The 20517-nt window shown below is 32.9% G+C and carries 19 protein-coding genes, 2 tRNA genes and 1 pseudogene; 12 read left to right on the top strand and 10 right to left on the bottom strand.

Annotated elements, in window-relative coordinates; translation table 11 throughout:
* Positions 1 to 16: 16 nt before the first annotated feature.
* The 11 genes from ACGH4F_RS02375 (at position 17) to ACGH4F_RS02325 (ending at position 11779) form a co-directional block, all read left to right on the top strand.
* Positions 17 to 436 (top strand): hypothetical protein, encoded by a 420-nt coding sequence (locus ACGH4F_RS02375; protein WP_267352273.1) that lies wholly within the window; start codon positions 17 to 19, stop codon positions 434 to 436.
* A 26-nt stretch (positions 437 to 462) separates the two neighbouring features.
* Positions 463 to 768 carry a hypothetical protein gene (locus tag ACGH4F_RS02370; RefSeq protein ID WP_267359819.1) on the top strand — a complete coding sequence of 102 codons (306 nt, stop codon included), beginning with the start codon at positions 463 to 465 and terminating at the stop codon, positions 766 to 768.
* A gap of 246 nt (positions 769 to 1014) precedes the next feature.
* Entirely contained in the window at positions 1015 to 2631 is a 1617-nt protein-coding gene (locus tag ACGH4F_RS02365) for a hypothetical protein (RefSeq protein ID WP_411589853.1), read from the top strand.
* Positions 2632 to 2861: 230 nt separating this feature from the next.
* Positions 2862 to 4040, top strand: a complete 1179-nt coding sequence (locus tag ACGH4F_RS02360; protein WP_411589851.1) for a hypothetical protein — start codon at positions 2862 to 2864, stop codon at positions 4038 to 4040.
* A complete protein-coding gene (locus ACGH4F_RS02355; protein WP_220217143.1) occupies positions 4024 to 4809 on the top strand; it encodes a phage BR0599 family protein in 786 nt (261 codons plus the stop codon). Before ACGH4F_RS02360 ends, ACGH4F_RS02355 begins: the two co-directional genes overlap by 17 nt.
* Positions 4810 to 4818: 9 nt before the next feature.
* Positions 4819 to 5058 (top strand): hypothetical protein, encoded by a 240-nt coding sequence (locus ACGH4F_RS02350; RefSeq protein WP_065557716.1) that lies wholly within the window; start codon positions 4819 to 4821, stop codon positions 5056 to 5058.
* Positions 5058 to 5276 (top strand): hypothetical protein, encoded by a 219-nt coding sequence (locus ACGH4F_RS02345; RefSeq protein ID WP_411589850.1) that lies wholly within the window; start codon positions 5058 to 5060, stop codon positions 5274 to 5276. The genes ACGH4F_RS02350 and ACGH4F_RS02345 overlap by 1 nt, the downstream gene beginning before the upstream one ends.
* Complete coding sequence (locus tag ACGH4F_RS02340) at positions 5246 to 8059, top strand: phage tail protein (RefSeq protein WP_411589848.1); 2814 nt, start codon at positions 5246 to 5248, stop codon at positions 8057 to 8059. Before ACGH4F_RS02345 ends, ACGH4F_RS02340 begins: the two co-directional genes overlap by 31 nt.
* 8 nt (positions 8060 to 8067) lie before the next feature.
* Positions 8068 to 8898: a carboxypeptidase-like regulatory domain-containing protein gene (locus tag ACGH4F_RS02335; protein ID WP_411589847.1), complete on the top strand. Its 831-nt coding sequence runs from the start codon at positions 8068 to 8070 to the stop codon at positions 8896 to 8898.
* A gap of 257 nt (positions 8899 to 9155) precedes the next feature.
* The gene (locus ACGH4F_RS02330) at positions 9156 to 10001 is read left to right on the top strand and encodes a hypothetical protein (protein ID WP_411589846.1); all 846 of its coding nucleotides are present in this window, start codon (positions 9156 to 9158) and stop codon (positions 9999 to 10001) included.
* Between the two features lie 263 nt (positions 10002 to 10264).
* Entirely contained in the window at positions 10265 to 11779 is a 1515-nt protein-coding gene (locus ACGH4F_RS02325; RefSeq protein WP_411589845.1) for a tannase/feruloyl esterase family alpha/beta hydrolase, read from the top strand.
* Between the two features lie 222 nt (positions 11780 to 12001).
* On the opposite strand, the gene ACGH4F_RS02320 is transcribed toward ACGH4F_RS02325, so the two are convergent.
* On the bottom strand, positions 12002 to 12973 hold the full coding sequence (locus ACGH4F_RS02320; protein ID WP_411589844.1) for a helix-turn-helix transcriptional regulator: 972 nt from the start codon (positions 12971 to 12973) through the stop codon (positions 12002 to 12004).
* A gap of 126 nt (positions 12974 to 13099) precedes the next feature.
* On the opposite strand from ACGH4F_RS02320, the gene ACGH4F_RS02315 reads away from it, so the two are divergent.
* Positions 13100 to 13480, top strand: coding sequence for a VOC family protein (locus ACGH4F_RS02315; protein WP_267352264.1), 381 nt, complete (start codon positions 13100 to 13102; stop codon positions 13478 to 13480).
* Positions 13481 to 13767: 287 nt separating this feature from the next.
* On the opposite strand, the gene ACGH4F_RS02310 is transcribed toward ACGH4F_RS02315, so the two are convergent.
* The 9 genes and pseudogenes from ACGH4F_RS02310 to ACGH4F_RS02270 all read right to left on the bottom strand — a co-directional run.
* Positions 13768 to 13843: transfer RNA gene (locus ACGH4F_RS02310), tRNA-Gly, on the bottom strand.
* A 19-nt stretch (positions 13844 to 13862) separates the two neighbouring features.
* A tRNA-Leu gene (locus ACGH4F_RS02305) sits at positions 13863 to 13950 on the bottom strand.
* 223 nt (positions 13951 to 14173) lie between these two features.
* Positions 14174 to 14728 (bottom strand): CDP-diacylglycerol--glycerol-3-phosphate 3-phosphatidyltransferase, encoded by a 555-nt coding sequence (gene pgsA, locus ACGH4F_RS02300; protein ID WP_267350991.1) that lies wholly within the window; start codon positions 14726 to 14728, stop codon positions 14174 to 14176.
* Between the two features lie 106 nt (positions 14729 to 14834).
* Positions 14835 to 16670 (bottom strand): excinuclease ABC subunit UvrC, encoded by a 1836-nt coding sequence (gene uvrC, locus ACGH4F_RS02295; protein WP_267350989.1) that lies wholly within the window; start codon positions 16668 to 16670, stop codon positions 14835 to 14837.
* 1 nt (position 16671) lies between these two features.
* A complete protein-coding gene (gene artM, locus ACGH4F_RS02290) occupies positions 16672 to 17349 on the bottom strand; it encodes an arginine ABC transporter permease ArtM (protein ID WP_411589842.1) in 678 nt (225 codons plus the stop codon).
* Positions 17350 to 17358: 9 nt separating this feature from the next.
* On the bottom strand, positions 17359 to 18090 hold the full coding sequence (gene artQ, locus ACGH4F_RS02285; protein WP_411589893.1) for an arginine ABC transporter permease ArtQ: 732 nt from the start codon (positions 18088 to 18090) through the stop codon (positions 17359 to 17361).
* A gap of 131 nt (positions 18091 to 18221) precedes the next feature.
* Positions 18222 to 18956: a transporter substrate-binding domain-containing protein gene (locus tag ACGH4F_RS02280; RefSeq protein WP_267350984.1), complete on the bottom strand. Its 735-nt coding sequence runs from the start codon at positions 18954 to 18956 to the stop codon at positions 18222 to 18224.
* A 23-nt stretch (positions 18957 to 18979) separates the two neighbouring features.
* A complete protein-coding gene (gene artP, locus ACGH4F_RS02275; protein ID WP_267350982.1) occupies positions 18980 to 19708 on the bottom strand; it encodes an arginine ABC transporter ATP-binding protein ArtP in 729 nt (242 codons plus the stop codon).
* A 173-nt stretch (positions 19709 to 19881) separates the two neighbouring features.
* A pseudogene (locus ACGH4F_RS02270) lies at positions 19882 to 20517 on the bottom strand (vancomycin high temperature exclusion protein); the annotation flags it as partial.

Here is a 20517-nt window from a genome sequence, read left to right as displayed (position 1 = left end):
TTTTTAGGAGAAGAAAATGAGTTTATTTGAACAATTTGAAACAGATAGAAATAAAGAAAAAGATGGGGTTCCAGTGACTTATGGAGCCAATAAAGACGGAACAATTCCAACGTTCTATTTAGCCCGAATGGGAGGCGTAAATTCTAAATACTCAATGTTAATCAAAAAATTAACTAAACAATACAAAAGACAAATACAGTTAGATTCTTTGCCAGAAGATAAAGTCATTGAAATTTCGATGCAAGCTTTTGTTGGTGGTGTACTAAGAGGCTGGGAAAACATACAAGGACGTGATAATAAAATTATACCGTTCACTTCTGACAATGCAATTAAGCTCTTAACTCAGTTGCCAGATTTATTCAATGATTTAATTGCACAAGCAAGTGATATTGATTTATTTAAAACGGTTGAGCTGGAAAAAGACATAAAAAACTAATTGAAGTCCTTGAATATCAACTTGATATGAATGGAAAGGACGAAGATATCATCAGAATGTCTCAACAAATGGGACAAGCACTTCCAGATAAAATCAAAAATAAACCCGAACTTGACGAACATCTTGAATTTTACTATCAAGCTTTTCTCGATTTAGATACGACACGTTCACATTCAATGGGCCCAACACCTATTTCATGGTTAGCAATCATTGAATACGCTCGGTTTTATCAATTAGATAATGAAGATACGAATGATTTTGTTTATCTAATACGTGAAATGGATAAGGTAAATTTAAAACATGTTAATCGGGCTTTTAAATCAAAAAACTAAGTAATATTTTTTAAAAGTAGATGATTATTCATCTTTAAAAAGCTTAGTTCATTAAATTTTTTATTGAAAATAGAGTGGTTATATAAGGCTAAAATGAACTTGTATAACTACTACTATTTTGTAAAAAGTTTACCTATAAATAATTTAAATCAGCGCTTTAAAAATATATCAACATGAGAGACAGACTTATTAGTTAATAAATATTGTACCTCAATTTGATTATATTCAGGCAAAAAAGGGGTTTATATGCCAATTGAAACATTACAGTTTTCAGAGAATATTCCTTCCTCAATCAAAACAAAGCTAAAAGGTATCGATAATGCTTCAGTTTCAGCAAGAATAAATTTAAACAAATTAAAAACATTGTTAAAAAATAGTTGGAATACAGATCCGTTTAAGAAAGCTGAAGATAGTATTAAAAACTTAAGTAACGAAATATTAAAAAGCTTTGAGGTTGTAATAAATCGTACAAAAATATTGAAGAATCCAAATGAAAATTTCAATACATTGACGACAAAAACAAAAAATACTGGGATAGCACAACATCAATCAACAGCTAAAAATACAGATAACACATTAATAACTCCAGATGAACAACTTTTACTAAGTTCGTTAAATCCAATAAATGATAAACTAAGCGAATTCAATAAAAAACAATCAGAATTGGCAGGTATCTATCAAAAAGCAGCAATTAGTCAAAATGAGTACAATGACTATATGACATTATTGAATCAGCAATATGATGAATCAATAGATCCACTTGGTAATTATAATAAAGAGTTAGAGCGAACATGGGAACTGATGAAACTCTCTTCTCAAGAAAGGGCTATAGAAAATGAATTTAATCGTATCACCCTAGATCTGATGAATAAAGGTTTAATATTAAATCAACATCAAAATGCTGAATTAAGAAAAACAATCGAATTGAATCAGGAGTATTTGAGAATACTTGCGATTAAAGACGGCTTAGAGAACAATTCAAAAAAACAAAAGCAACAGGATTTTGGCGATTTGGTTAATGCTTTAAGTCTGTCCGAATTAGATGATAATGAAATAATCAACGTGTTGAACACAGATAGTCGAAGTCCATTTACAGGAATGTTCGAAAACTCTTGGAGCTTATTAAGTTTGCAGATTGAACAATATCAATCGATGTATGATCAAATAAATGTTCTTACAGAAAAATTCAATCTTGATCAGTCGGTTGCCGCATCATTAAGAGCACAAGTTTGGGCCAAACAAAATGATGTTATTTTAAGTCAGGCAGATAAATTTTTTGGCAATGTGGCAAAATTACAAAGTTCAAATAATGCTACGATGGCTAAAGTTGGTAAAGCAGCAGCGATTGCACAGGCCATTGTAAATACTTATCAATCTGCTAATGCTGCCTATGCATCTATGGCAGGTATTCCTTATATAGGCCCAGCTCTAGGTGCAGCAGCAGCTGCGGCGGCTATTACTTCCGGTATGGCGAATGTCGCAGCCATTCGATCTCAATCAACAGGCTTTATGAAAGGTGGTTATACGGGGAACCTGGCACGAACTCAAGTAGCTGGTCTAGTACATGGTCAAGAATTTGTGATGAATGCATCAGCAACGCAACGAATAGGGGTTAATAACCTTGAAGCCTTACAACGAGGAGATATGAGTGGCATACAAGTTCCTCAAATTACGAATCAAAGTTCAACATCTGAAAAAGCTGAAAGTAGCTTACAAACTATTGCCCCAATCATTAATATTGCTTTAGTCAATGACAATGACAGTGCACAGCAATGGTTATCTACTCAAGAAGGTGTCAAGCGAATAATGCAAATAAATCGAGAAAATGGTGATGAACTAGCAACAATAGTGAAAGCTTGTTAATTAAAATGTCTAAGTAAGACCAAATTGCATCAAAATTGAAAATCCCAAATGATATAGTTATAAGATCAAAGTGGATTTAAAACTTGAGTAACTATTAAAATTAAGCGCCTCAATTGGCGCTTTTTCTTTATAAACATTCAAGAACAAATTAACAAAAGCGCATTTAGCTAGCCTTTCACCATTGTCAACATATAAAAAATTGCTTAATTCTTATTTTAAAGAAGGCCAACATGTCAAATATCATTACAGAACAACCCATAAAAGGGGCTAAAGAAACATTTTCCTGGCTAACTGATATCATCGAAACAAAAAACGGTAGAGAGCACAGAATAGGTTTACGTGCTTTACCACGAGTTTCTTATGAATACTCATTTTTAACTCATATTCATAATCGTAACTATTATTTAAATTCACTCAGAAATAATTTTACTGAGATATGGTTGATACCAGATTGGTTGTCAGGAATATATCTTGGTGAACTAGAATTAGGTCAGAAAACTATACCTAATATCTTAAATCAAAAAGTGGGTGATAAGTTTTTGATTTATCAGAATGCTGAACATAGTGAAGTAAATGAATGGCTACAATTACCAAAACAAAAGCCATTAGAATTTGTTTTCATTGAACCCAAAAAAACCAAATTAGTGTTTGAACTAAAAAAAAGAGTTCCTGTTGAAAAGCAGGTCAATATAAAACCGATAAATTATCATTATAAAGCAGCGTATATTCTTCCATTAATGCCATGTTATCTTACTAATACTAAATACACGACTTCAGGGTATGAAAGTCAAATAGATATTAGTGTTGAGCTAAGTCATGAATTGAATTTTAGCAGCGGCGCTAATTATGGTATCAAGTATCTTGGATTAGAAGTATTGCATAATTGTTATGGAGTTAATGAATCAACAATTCAAAAAGATATTGAAATTGTTGATTATGATCTAGGTAAAATTACCCGAATTGAGAATTGGCAATATTCAAAGTTGTCTCGATCTTTGACTTTTTACCTTGATGGACTGAAAGAAATCCAGGCTTTTAAAAAATTTATTTATCGAATCGAAGGAAAACTTAACGCATTTTGGTTATGTGATAACGATGAAAATCTTGTTAAAACACATATATTAGTCGATAAGATTTATATAGAAAATCAATCATTTAACCCATCATTCAAATATTTAGCATTATTTCATCCAGATAGTGTTTCGTATGTGAAAATTATCAATATTAAAAATACGGGTAAAAGTATTCAATTAACGATTGATCAAGTTATCACTAAGCCTATAACAAAAATTAGTCACTTAATGTTATGTCGTTTTGACACCGATGATATACAAATTGAATACGATACCTATTTACAAGCTCAATCTAACATTCCAATAATCGAGGTTTTCGATGATCAATATTTTTAAACAAGCTGAATTATATGTTTTTAATGATGGAATCAATACATATCGTTATACCAATGGTATGCGTGAACTAAATATTGATAATCAGACATATAAAAAAGAGTCCATCAATCGCACAGCGATAAAACGGGATGCCGCTATTTCCAAAAATAAAATTGATATAACCATGCCAATTACTAATGAAGTCGTGAAATCATGGATAAACCCGGATATCACGAAGCATTTACTTGTTGATATCTATATTCTCGATAAAAAAAATATGACTACGATGTCATGGAGTGGGCGTTTAACTCAGACATCAACATCAGAAAAAGAGATGGTGATGACATTTGAATTATTGATTACACGCTCAGGGCAAACTGGTGTAAATGAAAAAATTCAGCGTAATTGTCGTTATTCTCTTTATGGCGAACATTGTGGTCTAAATAGAGAGGATTTTAAGGTAAAAGGCACTGTGTTAGCTTATGAAAATGATATCGTCACGGTTGAATTTGAACGTGAAATTGAAAATGGTTATTTCACGGCAGGTATTTTAAGGACGCCTGAAGGCGAACAGACGTTTATTAAAGAACATAATCAATCATCAATAGTCCTAATCAGAAAAAATCAGCAATTGTTGGACAATTTAAATAAAGGGATATTACAAATTACGCTGTACAAAGGTTGTTTAAGAACCCTAAATTCTTGTCATTCATTCAATAACACCATCAATTATGGTGGATTTCCTTATTTACCTTTAGAACCGTTAAATAACGGTAATTCAATTGTTTAGGAGCGAAATATGTTTTTTTTAATTTCTGCATTAGTTGCTGTTGTTGTTGGAATGGTCGTTGGGATGGTGTCTTCAAAGGGCAAAGCAAATCAACAAAAAATAGAAGCTGATGAATTTAAAACGGGAACTTCAACAGAAGGAACGGGAATACCCATTGTATTTGGTACCGTTAAGATAACCAATCCAATTTATACCTGGATTGGAGATAAAAAAACGTCAGCTATTAGAAAAAAAGGTGGCAAAAAATAATGAAAATAATTGTAACCAGAGACGATATGATTGCAGTAAAACAATGTAGTCGTGGTGGACGGGAGTTTTTTAAACGTCATGGACTCGATTGGAACCAATTTTTGAAAGAAGGAATAGATTCTGAAATTTTAAAATCAACCAATGATGCAATGGCAAATCAAGTTATAGAACATGCGGAGCGTAGAACATGGGCGGAAGTAAGAAAAAGCAAACTGTAGGTTATAAATATTACGCTGGAGTCAGTATGGTTTTATGTCAAGGCACTATCGATAAATTGACTAATATTAGCGTAGCAGACAGGACAGCATGGCGAGGCGCTGTGCAAGACGGACAAATAGCCATAAATAAACAAGGATTATTCGGTGGTGACAAAAGGGAAGGTGGTGTATCAGGTACAGTTGATGTGTATTCAGGTCATCATCAACATAATCGAAATAGTTATTTGGCAAGTAAATTATCAGCTATTGTACCGGCTTATCGTCATGTCGCTGGTCTTGTATTCCGACAATTTTATTGGGGAAATAACCCTTATATGAAAGATATTTCGGCAGTTGTTCAGCGTATACATTATCAAGACTCCAAAAAAACACGACAATGGTATGACAGTAAAGCAGAGATAAAAACTGAAAATGGAAGTGCAAATACAGCTATCCATTTTATATTGGATACTTCAATGAGTATGAGTGGAGGGCGAATTCAAGCACTTAAATCAGCGATGAAACGTGCTATACAAAATCTTTCAACTTCAATTGATTTGATGACATTAAGATTAGATATTCTGATAACCACTTATCAAGGCGGAAGTCCACAAACAAAACTAGTTAGAAAAGTTTCTCAAAACGATATTGTAGGTCTTTTATCTTTTATTGATAATTTAAAAATTGTTGGCGGAGAAAATCTTGAAAATGTGTTATCTCATTCTATAAATTTCTTTAAAGACACATTCAATCAAACAATGAATCGATGTTGTATTTTTGTTAGTGATGGTGAATTAGAAAATGCTGACCATATCAAAAATGAAGAAATTCATAATATGATTGATAAAAAAGGTCAATTTAATGAACAAGATGAACATGATGTCAAAATATTTTGTATCAATGTTGATAATACCAATAAATCATTAAGTTCAAAAATTGATAATACGCCAGAAGATGGGATACCAGTAATAAAGGGAACCGATTCGAACATTATTTATGATACCATCATGAATGCAATCAATAATCTCAATGCAGATATGAATCCCGCCCACATACTAAGAGAATTAGTACTTAATCAGCAAAATGGTTTTAATTCGAGCCTAATCAAGAACAGCATTAACGAAGATTCATTTAGACAAGCTGCTGATCTCTTTTATCGAGAAAAACTTGGTCTTTCTTATATATGGAATGATCAAAGTAAGTTTGAAGATTTGAAGAAAAATATTGAAAATACTGCAAACTGTGTTTTATATCAAAATGCTAAAACAAATCAATTTGAAATAAAAGTAATTCGAAATGACTACCATATTGAAAAATTACCTCTTTTTGATAAAACGAATATAGTCAAAATTTCCGATATTAAAAAAAATATCATCACTGAGATGATTAACTCGGTTACCGTCAATTTTATAGACAGAACAAATGACTATAAACAAGGTTCGGTGACTGTTCGGGATGATGCTTTAATTTTGATGGCTGGACGTGAAAATAATACGACTGTTACTTATGATATGGTTTACAATCGTTCATTAGCTTCTAGACTAGCACTTCGTGATTTAGGCGCATTATCTTCAGATTTAGCTTCTGTTTCATTAACCCTTAATTTAGACGGAAGAATGCTTAATCGTGGTGATGTTTTTGTATTGGATATGCCACAGCTAGGGCTAAATAAAGCCGTAATGCGTGTAACTTCACTTGATTACGGTACTCAGAAAAGTAATCAAGTTACCGTTGAATGCATGAGAGATGTGTTTTCATTGCCATCATCGACAGTGGTAAGTAATCAACCCGTCATTATACCCACAACCGATATAAATTTAGCTAAACCAGCTGAACATTACGCTATTATGGAATGTCCCTATTATGAACTGGTTTATAATTACGGGCAAAGAGAAGTTGATTTTATGATTCAAGATGATAAGTCGATCGGTCAAATAGCTGCAACAATTGCATCGCCACCAGAGGGGACTTTTCATAGTGAATTAGTTACCTCTCTTTCGAATACTTTTGAGAATCCAGAAAATATCATAGATTGTGAAATGAGATTAATAGAGCATGAACTTGATCAAGTTACATCAATTATTACACTCAACTTTAATCCACCAGAACAAGACTATAACTGGATCTTGATTGGAAACGAAATTTTATATGTTCAATCTTTTTCTAACAATCAGCTGACCGTCAAAAGAGGGTGTCTTGACACATTACCAGAAAAACATGAAAAAGGGAGTAAAGTCTATTTTTGTGGGGGACAATTATCATTAAAAAGTGATGAATATTATCAAGGTGATAAAGTTGATTGCCGAATTATTACAAACACTTCTACTGATTCATTAGATCCTTCATTAGCGACAGGTGCAATGATTAATATTCAAGGTCGAGCTGCAAAACCTTATCCTCCTGCAAATATTACGATAAATAATTTTTATTTTCCCGATAAACTTAGTACCGACCAACTCTACATCAAATGGTCATCGAGAAATCGACTTCAACAAACATCAGGAGAACTTATTGGATGGTATGAAAGCGATATTACACCAGAAAGTGGTGTTAAATATCATGTGACCATCAAACTCAATAAAAGAATAATTGTAGATCAAATTATTGATGTTACTGCATTTGAATTGGATGTTTCTGAATATCTTCAGGGAACGCTAGATATTCAAATATCAAGTATTGTCGATAATATTTATTGTTTTACACCATTTTCTCATTCGATTGAACTTCATAATGACTTAATTTTTAAAATTCATGAAGAACAATCAGCAATTGATAAAAATAATCTACTAGTCAAAATTAAATAGGAAAAATTATGGCAAAAATAGCAATTATATCTAATAGCACCTCTCGACAAGACATCAAGAATGTATTTGAAGGGTTAGGTCACCAAGTTGATTATCTGATAGATAACAGTATCACTTATAATCAATTGATGACCTACGATTTAATCGTATCAACAAACCAATATTCGCGTAAAGAGGTAATTAAACAGTGCGTGGATAATGGTATTCCTGCAATTGTAGCGGAAGGAAATTCATCGTCAGTTTCTTTAGGTAAAGATTTAGGTATGTTTGATCAAAATGAACATCAAGTTAGTGATTGGAATTACTTAAGACCATTAAAAATATCTTTAATAACACAAAAGATCCCTAAATTGGGTTGTGCCCCTTATTTGAAACCAACATGGTGTACGTCTTTTCCTATTTCTTCAATGGCACCTGGGGGTGAAGCACTGTGCTCCATGTATCATGACCGTGATGATTTTATCATTTGTGCACAATTTAAAAAAGGAACGGTCGATAAATATGGGGGAACTTTTGGCGCAAATTGTATTTTTATGTCATTCTTAGATCGTGAATATTTAACAAGAAATGCGATAAAAATGCTCGATAATGCTATCAATTTTTGTTTTCAGAATTATACAACCCTATCGGGGAAAGTGGTGGATGAAACAGATCAACCAATCTCAAGAGAGGTAAAAATATATGATCAGAAAACAGGAGAATTAGTTTCGGAAATAACAAGTAATGAAGACGGTTTATTTTCTGCTGAAGTATTTTCTGGACAAAGCTACTATGTCATTGCATTTGATAAAGATAATGGTAAGAAAAATGCAGTAATTATAGATAATATCAAAGTTTGATTAATCATAATAATAACATATCAATATAAGTCTCATAAAATTAACCTATTAGATAATTTTAAATAATACTTAAAACCAAAATTCTAACCTAACCAATTATAACATCTCAATTCGACCATTCATTTTATTACGATATTAAAACGACGTTTAGAATCAAAAATCACTTGTACATGCTAATAAACATATATTTTCAATGAATGGTTAATTGTTTTTATCAATCTTTTAAATTTTATAATTACGTTTTTCAGGAGGTCAACATGGCCAAAATTGTTATATGCAGTGAAGAACTTATAAGAGTGCAATCAATGATAGATGCACTAAATCCCTATCATGACATTACTTTTTGTATAGCAAGCTCGACAGATTACAATGAACAGTATTTATCGACATTCGATCTAATTATGGATTATCGAAATGGAACAGAATATACCACATCATTTTGCATTAAAAACTGCTCTAAAAAGGGTATTCCAGTTATAGCGGGTGGAACCAGAAATAGTACGGGCTGTATTATGTCACTGGGAATGACCAAAAAACCTATGTATTATTCAAGTGGAAATTTAAATAGGATAATTAATGTTAGCGACGTATTAACCTGTGATAAAAAAATCGAAACAGGCGCAATTATCAATAGCGGTGACACGTTTATGATAAGAGAAGATTTAAAAATAGAGTATGGAATCGAAATTTTATCAGTGAATCAGATGGTCAATGGGGTTTATGATATTAATACCGCCATATTCCGCCAAGGCAGTTTAAATGTCAATGGTGAAGTTTTTGGTAGCGATTGTGCTTTTATCGGTTTTCCTTTTAGCCGCCCCTTAACGGAAGAAGCAATACAGATTGTCAATGATATTATTAGTTGGCTAGTTAATCGTAAAGATGTTGTCGCACAGGTAAAAGATGAAGAGGGTAACCTTTTATCGCATTGCGAAATTCAGCTTTGTTTAAGAAAAACGGGAGAAGTCATGATGACTTATACCACAGATGAAAATGGTCAAGTGAGTTTAAGAATAAGACCTAATCATGAATATTATGCCGTAGCCTTTGATCAAACAACCGGTAATAAAAATGCCGCTATTATAGATAATATTAAGGTTTGAGCCAAAGAATATAGAGTATTTTTTATAAATCAAATCAATTAAATAATAAATTAGCCTCAACACGAGGCTGTTTTTATCATTAAGCATACATAAAAATTATGATTTAATTATCAAAACTATAAAATAAATTTAAAATACAGCAATAAACTTAACCAAAATTTCAGCCTAACTATAACGTTGTAAAACTGATATTATCATTTATAAAAATACTAATAATCTGTAAACTTAAAAAAATGATTAAATTCACAAGGAGATGGGTAAGAATGAAACATTGTCTATTATTTTTGACGATATTAAGCTGTTTTGGTACTTTCAATTTTGCAAACGCTAATGATAACGAACGTTGCCAAGCATTAGTAAACCTTAAATTTGATGATGCTAAAATTATCAAAACAGAACTTATTGCCGATCGTTTTACGCCGCCGTCTAATTTAGCGGATTCATTGCGCAATGCGGATACAAAAGAAATATCTCATCTTCCTCAAATTTGTCGGGTTGAATTGGTGATTCAACCTAAAATCAATGTTGAAATTTGGTTGCCAACTCAATGGAATCATCGTTTACAAGCCATTGGGGGAGGGGGATATGCTGGTTTTATTCCTTTTGACGAATTAGCTGTGGCAGTTAAAAAAGGGTATGCTACAGTGGGAACTGATACCGGACATAGCGGAAATCTGTTTGAAGGTGATTTTGTATTCAAGAATAATCAGTTACAAGCCGATACGATAGTGGATTTTGCTTATCGTAGTGTTCATGAAATGACAATTAAAACTAAACAAATTATTCAAGCTTATTATGGTGAACCGGCTGACTATTCATATTGGAATGGTTGTTCAACGGGTGGGCGACAAGGATTAATGGAGGCGCAAAGATTTCCCGCTGATTATGACGGTATCTATATTGTGGCACCAGCAATTCAATGGGACAAATTTATCCCTTCTGAATTGTGGCCTCAAGTTGTTATGCAAAAGGAGTTAGGGCATCCGATTGACACTCATAAACTTATAATGTTACGAAAGGCAATAATTCAATTAGCTGATGAACAAGATGGAATTAAAGACGGTATAATCAATGATCCAACAGCATTAGAAATTTCTGATAACTTTTTAAAACAACATAATTTTAATGATGCTGAAATTATAGCATTACGAAAAATTTGGCAAGGTCCGACGAATCAACTTGGAGAATCCTTATGGTTTGGTGTGGAAAAAACCGCACCGCAAGAGGCACTAGCTGGTAGTGAACCATTTCCAATCCCTGTTGATTATCTAAAATATTGGATAGCACAGAATCCAAATCTTGATTGGAAAAACATGGACTACCAAAGCTTTGTCGATTATTTTAATGAATCAGTCGATTTATTCAGACCTATTATGGGAACGGATAACCCAGATTTGAGTCAGTTTAATAAATCTGGTGGAAAAATGATTATTTGGCATGGTTGGGATGATCGTTTAATCCCACCCAAAGGGACGATTCATTATTACAATCACGTTGTAAAATTAATGGGGGGACAGAAACACACGGATGAATTTGTTAAGCTTTATATGGCACCTGGCGTTGATCATTGTAATGGTGGTGATGGTGCAGACCAGATCAATGGTTTTGAATCACTGGTAAATTGGGTCGAAAAACAACAACCGCCAAAAAACCTAACAGCCAAAAAAATAGAGAATGGTAATCTTACTTTACAACGACCATTATGTGCATATCCACAAAAAACAGTTTACAAAGGTGAGGGTAATACCAATAATCCTGCTAATTTTGAATGTCAGTAACAGTCCATCTAAAAACGATATCTTTTTGTTTTCTTAAAAGACATCATTATTTAAGGCTGTTTACCAAAATGAATTGAGTAAGAATTATTGGATTCATCCATTTGATTGGTGATAGGAGACTTGCATGTAATTTTTTAGTTCATGTTATTGTACAATACAAACCACTCATTACTAGACCTTGACTTACCATTTTATGGTACGAGACTATTCATTGATGATAAGTTATTTAATAGAATAATTTGACATCAATGAATTGACCGATTTTTTATAAGATTTAATTATTTTTTCTGCTCGTTCAACCAGTTCGTGACGTATATGTTCAGGCTCTAAACAAATACATTGATGACCTAAGCTCAGCAAAATGCCATAACTGTAGTCATCATCAATAAAGTCAAAATTTACAAGATACTGTTGTTCGTTTAATTTCTTAATATCTTTTTCGTCACAAAAATCTAAAATACGTTCCAAAAGCGATTCATCTATTAATAATTTTATTTTAAAAATCTTTTTTTTCATTTCGGTTTGGAATAAAGAAAATGCTTCAGGCGTTGTTTGCCTAATAAATTTAGTGTTAGTTTCTCTAAGGTTTGACATTTTTGACAATTTAAATACACGAAAGTCATTTTTAGTTAGACAAAAAGCTTGTAAATACCATTCTTTTTCCTTAAAAATAAGTGTATATGGCTCAATTAAACGTGTCGCTTGTTTATTCCTAATACTTAAATAATCAAACGATAAAAGCAGTTGTTCTTTCAGTGCCAGTCTTATAATAGATATTTTGTTATCAATATTTTGTTTGGAAAACCAAGGAGATAAATCAACAATAAGTTGATTTAAGTTATTTGTCACTTCATCATGTTCTTGTTCTGATAAAAAACTCTTTATTTTCTCGAGTGTTCTTAAATTTTCACTTTCTTTTAAAACTGGTGAGGATAATAAGTTGAGGCCTTTTAATAAAACAATGACATCTTCTTTAGTGAATAGACCTTTACTAATTTTATAGTTTTTTAAAATACTTATTCCACCGGCACTTCCTTGATAGGTAATAATGGGTATACCCGCTCCCTCGATAACTTGTATATCTCGGTAAATAGTACGCAATGATACATTTAATTTTTCTGCTAATTCTTTACCAGTTATTTTTTCTCTTTGTAGCAATACCATGATAGTAGTAATTATACGATTAATTTTCATGCTTTATGTTTGCAAAATAATTTAGATTGAATTTTAAATATGACATACAGTTGTCATTAATGCTACATCATAATATTGATCACTAAAATTAAGTAAATCAATTTTCACATTAAAAGGAAAGAAAAAATGTTTAAACCTAATAGCGTTATTGTTTATGTCAAAGATGTCGATGCTAGCACAGAGTTTTACACAAAAATACTAGGGCGTCCACCTGTTGAAACTTATCCTGGCTTTGCTGTATTTTTATTGAATGATGGTTTTATTTTGGGACTTCAAGAGGCTGATAAAATAACACCAAAGGCACCTAATCATTATGGGGGATTTGAGCTGTCATTTAGTGATGTAACAAAAAATGATGTAGATGCGATTTATTCTGCATGGAAAAAACTAAACGTTAAAATTGAACTTGAACCCCAAATGCTCGATTTCGGATACACATTTGTAGGAAATGATCCTGATGGCCATCGACTCCGTGTTTGCGCTACCGATACTTCAAAGTTTGAGTAGAATAATGTCTTAAGAGATTAAAACCATGGGGACTGTATTATGCACTCATTGTTTATGAGGAATTCATTTCATGAAAAAAGTGTAGTTGAGCATGCGAGCATATTGTGGATTTTATTTCGCTTGGGAAAATCTAATTGGGTTTGAAGAGATAATTTGATTTGCAATAAACGTTAATAATTTAGTTGTATTTAATTAAGTATATTTTTTAAATTTCATTTCAGTACAAGTAAAGTATTAAACAAGATTGAAACCCTTCTGACTTCAATAGGTTGTATTGAATGTGATGTTGGAGCGGGAAACGAGGTTCGAACTCGCGACCTCAACCTTGGCAAGGTTGCGCTCTACCAACTGAGCTATTCCCGCATAAGAGAAGTGTAGTAAATGGTGCCCGGGGCGAGACTTGAACTCGCACGGCCAAAAAGGCCGAGGGATTTTAAATCCCTTGTGTCTACCGATTTCACCACCCGGGCTCAAAACTTAGTTACCTAAAGGTAATTGCGTTTCGGATGCTGTGCATTTTACCTGTCTTATCATTTCAGTCAATAGAAATTTTAGATAAATTGTTTGATTGATTAATGTTTAACTTTATTCTGAATGTAAATTACACCATTGTATTAATAATCAGCAAAATAGGTCGTTTTAAAATGGCATATTGCTTTAATCATTTATGCCTTAAAACGATCATTTGGAAACCTATTGATTATCGAAAAAATCATTTTGTGCAATCCATAAATATTGCACCATTGATATTAACGTTAAAACTGTTGCAATAAATAGTGCGACAAGGCCTGCATATATTACAATATCGCAAGGGCGCCAAAGGAGCCATGTTAGGGCTGTCATTTGGGCGATAGTTTTATACTTGCCTATAGATGAAACCGCAACATTACTCCGTTTTCCAACCTCAGCCATCCATTCACGCAAAGCAGAGATGATGATTTCACGTGAAATGATAATTATAGCCGCAATGGAAATCCACCATGCTTGATAATATTGAGTGATCAGAATTAAGGCTATTGTGACAATAATTTTATCTGCAACTGGATCTAAAAACGCGCCAAACTTGGTTGTTTGTCCTAAACGTCTAGCTAAATAACCATCAAACACATCAGTTATTGCAGCAATAAGAAAAATTAATGCTGAAAAAAAACCAGACCATTCAGTTGGAAATAAATAAAAAGCCAGCACAAAAAAAGGAATTAAAATAACTCGAAATAACGTTAATATAGTAGGAAGATTAATTTTCATGTGACATAAGCTCTTTTTTGTTTAATTAATCAATAGATTAACAAAAATTAAAAAACGGGGTTTCTTAATGCTTATGTTGCCTGAAATATTATAATTTTTCAATGTGTTATTGTTGTAAATTTAAATAAATTTTTTCGGCTAGCGATTTAGAGATTCCTTGCACTTGTGCTATTTCATCAATACTGGCATTTTTTAATTCTCTTAAACCACCAAAGTGTTTAAGTAATGCTTGCCGTCTTTTTGAACCGATTCCTTCAATGTGTTCTAAAGCACTATCTGTAAGCTGTTTTACACCTTTTTTTCGTTGCCCCACAATGGCATGATCGTGTGATGCATTACGAATTTGTTGAATAAGCAATAAAGCAGGCGAATGGTCATCAAGATAATGTCCGGTTCCATGCGCTTCAAAAAATAATGTTTCAAGCCCTTCTTTTCGCTCAGCACCTTTTGCCACCCCCACAAGAATAGGGTGATGTTTATCCCAATTAACATTAAGTCCTTCAAATACTTGTAAGGCTTGGTTTAACTGTCCTTTACCACCATCAATAAAAATAACATCAGGTATTTTTTCATCGGGTAGATCTTTTTTATTGTAACGTCTTGTTAATACCTGTTCCATTGCTGCATAATCATCACCTGGTGTAATACCCGTAATATTGTAGCGGCGAAATTCAGATTTTACCGGACCTTTATCATCAAAGACAACGCAAGAGGCTATTGTGTTTTTCCCCATGAAATGACTGATATCAAAACATTCCATACGATTGATTTTATCAATGCCCAAAAAGGTTTTAAGTGCATCGTAACGTTGTTTATTTGACGAATTGGTTAATAATTTGTTCTTCACTTCAGTTTGCGCATTAACGGTTGCAATATTGAGTAACTTTAAATTATCGCCTTTGGGCTCATCAACCAATTTGACTTGATGCTCAGCAATAAGTGACAGTGTCTCTTCCATGGGTTGTTTATCCGACAACGAAAAATTGAGTAGGATCTTTTTCGGAATATTACGATTTTGGTTGCCTTGCAAATAAAATTGCCCTAAAAAGGTTTCTATCACTTCTTCCAATTCAGTATTTGATGGTACTTTAGGAAAATAAGAACGATGCCCAAAGGTTTGTCCATTTCGGATAAATAAGACATAAATACAGGCTATACCAAACTCGTAGTGGAAGCCAATAACATCTAAATTATCATTATTGTTGTAAATGGCTTGTTTTTCGTTGATATGTTTAATGGCTTGTAACTGATCACGTAATGCTGCTGCTTTTTCAAAATTGAGTTCATTACTTGCTTTTAGCATATCTTCAGTGATTTTTTGTAAGATCTGATCGGATTGTCCTGATAAAAATAATCTCACATAATTAACTTGTTCGTTATAATCTTCATCACTCACTAATCCCGGCACACAAGGTCCTAAACAGCGTTTAATCTGATATTGCAGGCAGGGGCGAGTTCTGTTCCGATAGGTGGTGTTCAAGCACTGTCTAATCGGAAACGTTTTTTGTAATAGCGCTAAAATCTGTTTAACTGCATATCCACTAGGATAAGGACCAAAAAACTCATCTTTTTTGCGATTAATCGCCCCACGGTAAAGTGATAATTGTGGATGTCTTTCTTTACTTAATTTAATAAAAGGATAGCTTTTATCATCTTTTAAAAGAACATTATAACGTGGTTGATGTTTTTTAATGTAAGTCTGTTCTAATAATAGGGCTTCGGTTTCAGTATTCGTAATCGTAAATTCAATACGATGGATATGGCTAACTAACATATCCGTTTTCAGTGTTTTTTTACTACTATTAAAATAGCTTTTTAGTCGGTTATTCAGATCTTTAGCTTTACCCACATAAATAATCGTCTCTTTATCATTAAACATCTGATAAATGCCCGGTTTATGTGGGACTGTTTTTAAAAAAGATGTTGAATCAAATTGGCTCATATTAGTTTTCAAATGTGAGGGCTTTTTTCTCTATTATCCTCATAATGGTGCTTAATAACCCATTTATCAAGAGGTAAACGAATCCTGCAACAATAAATATAGAAAAATCGTAATAATCACCATTAAGCTGATTACTATACCCCATAATATCCATTACCGGAATCATCGAGGCTAGGGCGGTGCCTTTGACAACAAAAACGACTTCATTGGAATAGGTGGACAAGGCTCGTTTTAAAGCATAAGGCATGACAATTTTTAAGGTTTGTCGTTTATTCATACCAAGAGCCTCACAAGCTTGCCATTGTCCATGTGGAACAGATTTTAAAGCACCATAAAAAATTTGTGTGGTATACGCCGCACTATTTAGCGTTAAAGCTAAATAAGCACAAAACCAAGGCGAAGATATGAGATCATAAAATCGCGGAAATTGACTTAAAAAGTCAGCGAACTGTGAGGGGCCATAATAAATTAAAAATAACTGAACTAATAGGGGAGACCCCGTAAAGATAATAATATAGGTACGTATTACCTTTGTTAATACAAAATGATTAAGTGATAATAAGCATGAAAAAACGATAGCCAAAAGCCCCGCAGTTAAGATACCTAAAATTCCCAGACTTAACGTGTCAGGAAGACCTTGTAGGATGATTTTAAGATAATAAACAAAATTATCAGACATAATGTAACCTTACAAACTTTTGGCAGAAGAGGGTTGTTCAAAATAAGTTGCACGTTTTTCGATTCGTTCAATCACTTTTTGACTTAAGATTGAAATAATCAAATAGATTACCATTGCGATCGCATACCATAGAAATGGTTGATTAGTTCGTGCAATAATCGTTTTGGTTTGCATCATTAGATCATTGATTGCAATGGCTGAGACTAGTGCGGTATCTTTTAATAATATCAACCATTGATTACTTAATCCTGGTATAGCATGGCGCCACATTTGTGGCATGATAATACGAAAGAAAGTTCTAAATTTACTTAAACCAAGCACTTGAGCAGCCTGTTTTTGTCCACTTGGTATTGCTTTAAATGCACCTCTGAGCGTTTGGGATGCATAAACTGCATAAAGTAGCGATAATGCAATGACACCACATAAAAACGGATCGGGCTGAGTATTGGCAATATGCATTTGGATATGAACTGAGGTAAATATCAATGACATATCAAATCCATCATCTAGTGCCATTAAAAGAAATGGTAAACCATTATAGATTGCAACGACAATTAATAATTCAGGTAGTGCTCGAATCGTAAGGCTAATTAAAGACATTAGCCATGCAACAGGTTTAAATGGAACGGATTCTAGAATTGTGAAAATAAAAGCAAAAACTATACCAACAATCATTGATACAAAAGCTAATGACAATGTGATGGATGTTGCTTTTGTTAAAGGCACGATAAAACCGTCCATTGAGGACATTATCCAGTTCATTGCATATGCTAAAAAGTCTGACATAAAAAAACCGTATTTAAATTAAAAAATAAATTCGCCGCATTTTAAGCGGCGAGATCACAATAATATCAAATTTGATAGTTTATTAGCTATTTGTTAAACCATTTTTTATAGATGGCGTCAAGTTCACCATTTGATTTTAATTTATCAAGTGCTTGATTAAACTGTTCTCTTAACTGATCATTGCCTTTACGTAAGGCAATACCTAAGCCTTCTCCAAAAAAATCATGATCGGTAATTTTGTCACCTAAAGCAACAATATCCGTTTCTTTGCTTAACCAATCACCCGCGACGAAAGAACTGGCTACAATCGCATCGATTCGTTTAGCTTTTAAATCTAAAAACGCATACTGATAACTATCATAACTAACAGGTTTAACGTCAGGATATTTTTCATTTAAATATTTCAAATAGGTTGTCCCTTTTTGAATACCAATTCGTTTACCTTTTAGTTGTTCCAAATCTGTTAAAGTGTCTTTCAATGTAATAAATTGAATTGAGCTATCATCGTAATAAATCTTTGTAAAATCAACTTGTTTTTGACGTTCAGGCGTGATGTCTATCCCAGCAATTGCTGCATCAATTCGACGCGTTTTTAAACTAGGAATTAATCCATCAAAAGATTGATTAACAATTTTACAAGAAGCGTTAATCTCTTCACAAATTTTGTTGATCACATCAATATCAAATCCGACAATTTCGTTTTTGTCATTGGTGAATTCGAATGGTGCATAAGTGGCTTCTGTACCGATAGTTAAATTTTCAGATGCTTGAGACGTCAATGCAACGCTGGCAAGCAAAATGGCAAATAAAGTTTTTTTCATATCTCCACCCAATTTTATAATCATTAATGTGATAAATAAGCTTTAAATTCTTCGGTTTTAGGATGAGCAAAACATTCTAATTGTCCTCGCTCAATAATTTTACCGTGTTCCATATAAATCACTTGTGAAGCGACTTTACGAGCAAAATCGACTTCATGAGTTACAATAATCTGCGTTATTCCTGTTTGCGAAAGTTCGTTAATAATTTCAGCTACTTGCGATGTAATAGCCGGATCTAATGCTGCTGTAGGTTCATCAAACAACAAAATTTGTGGCTCCATCATCAATGCTCTGGCAATTGCTACTCGTTGCTGTTGACCACCCGAAAGGTGCAGAGGATAGCGATTTGCCATTTCGTCAATTTGCAAACGTTGTAATATCAACATTGCTTTATCAGTCGCTTCTTTTTTAGATAAATTTAGTACTTGGCAAGGTGCTTCAATCAAGTTTTCAAGCACCGTTAAATGGGGCCATAAATTATAGTTTTGGAAAACCATACCCACATTTTTACGTAATTGTCTGATAGTGGTATCACTGATTTTTTTGGAAAAATCAAAATGGGAATTAGCTATTGTCATTTCACCTGATGTTGGTATTTCAAGTAAATTAAATACTTTTAGTAAAGAGCTTTTTCCTGCTCCACTTTGACCTAATAATACAATGGTTTCACCTAGAGGATAACTAAGTGAAACATCTTTCAATGCATGATGAGTACCATAAAAACAGTTAATATGGCTTAATTCAATATTCATTATAAATGTTGGCTAAATTAAAAAAATTGACTAAATATTACTTTTTTTTGCATAAAAATGCAATCTAAAATATGAGACAAATAGAATTCTAAATGAATCTAGTATTTATCTTTATGATAAAATTTGAAAATTTAATGATATTCAAATTTAAAAATTAATTATTTTTCAGATATGATAGGGATTACAGGACCCAAATATTTAGGTTCTTTATTCAAAATATAGAGATCGATGAAAGCACTAACACGAGCTAATGTTTCACGAATTCTGACTAATTTCATACTATCTGGTGCAGGAACAGCAAAACATTGTGCTTGAATGTTCTGGGCTAATGCAATAAATATTGCTCGTTCACAATGAAATTCTTGCGTAATAATTGTAAAACTTTTAGCGTCAAAAACTTTGTTGGCTCTGACAACTGAATCCAATGTTCTAAATCCGGCATAATCTAATACGATTGCATCGCTAGGGATTCCCGCTTTAATTAAATCTTTTTTCATCGTGACGGGTTCATTGTAGCTTTGAAAAGAATCTTCTCCATCACCACTCAGTAATAGATAATCAACTTTATGCTGATTATAAAGGGAGATGGCGCCATTAATTCGATTTTGATAAAAAACATTTTTACCACCTCCTCGAACATATTTGGAGGTACCAAGTACTACACCTACGTTTTGATAGGGCAGTTTATTTACATCGTGGTATATATAAGGTGCGGTTTCATAGCTTATCCAATAATCCAAGCCAGCAATTACACATATGAGTAAGAAGCAAAGACTAAATAAACTTTTAATTATTTTTTTTAATTTCAT

The organism is Gilliamella sp. CG35 (genome assembly GCF_046635745.1).
Lineage (GTDB): Bacteria > Pseudomonadota > Gammaproteobacteria > Enterobacterales > Orbaceae > Gilliamella > Gilliamella apicola_I.
The sequence above is the reverse complement of the archived record's forward strand: the minus strand, read 5'-3'. Positions and strand labels throughout refer to the sequence as shown.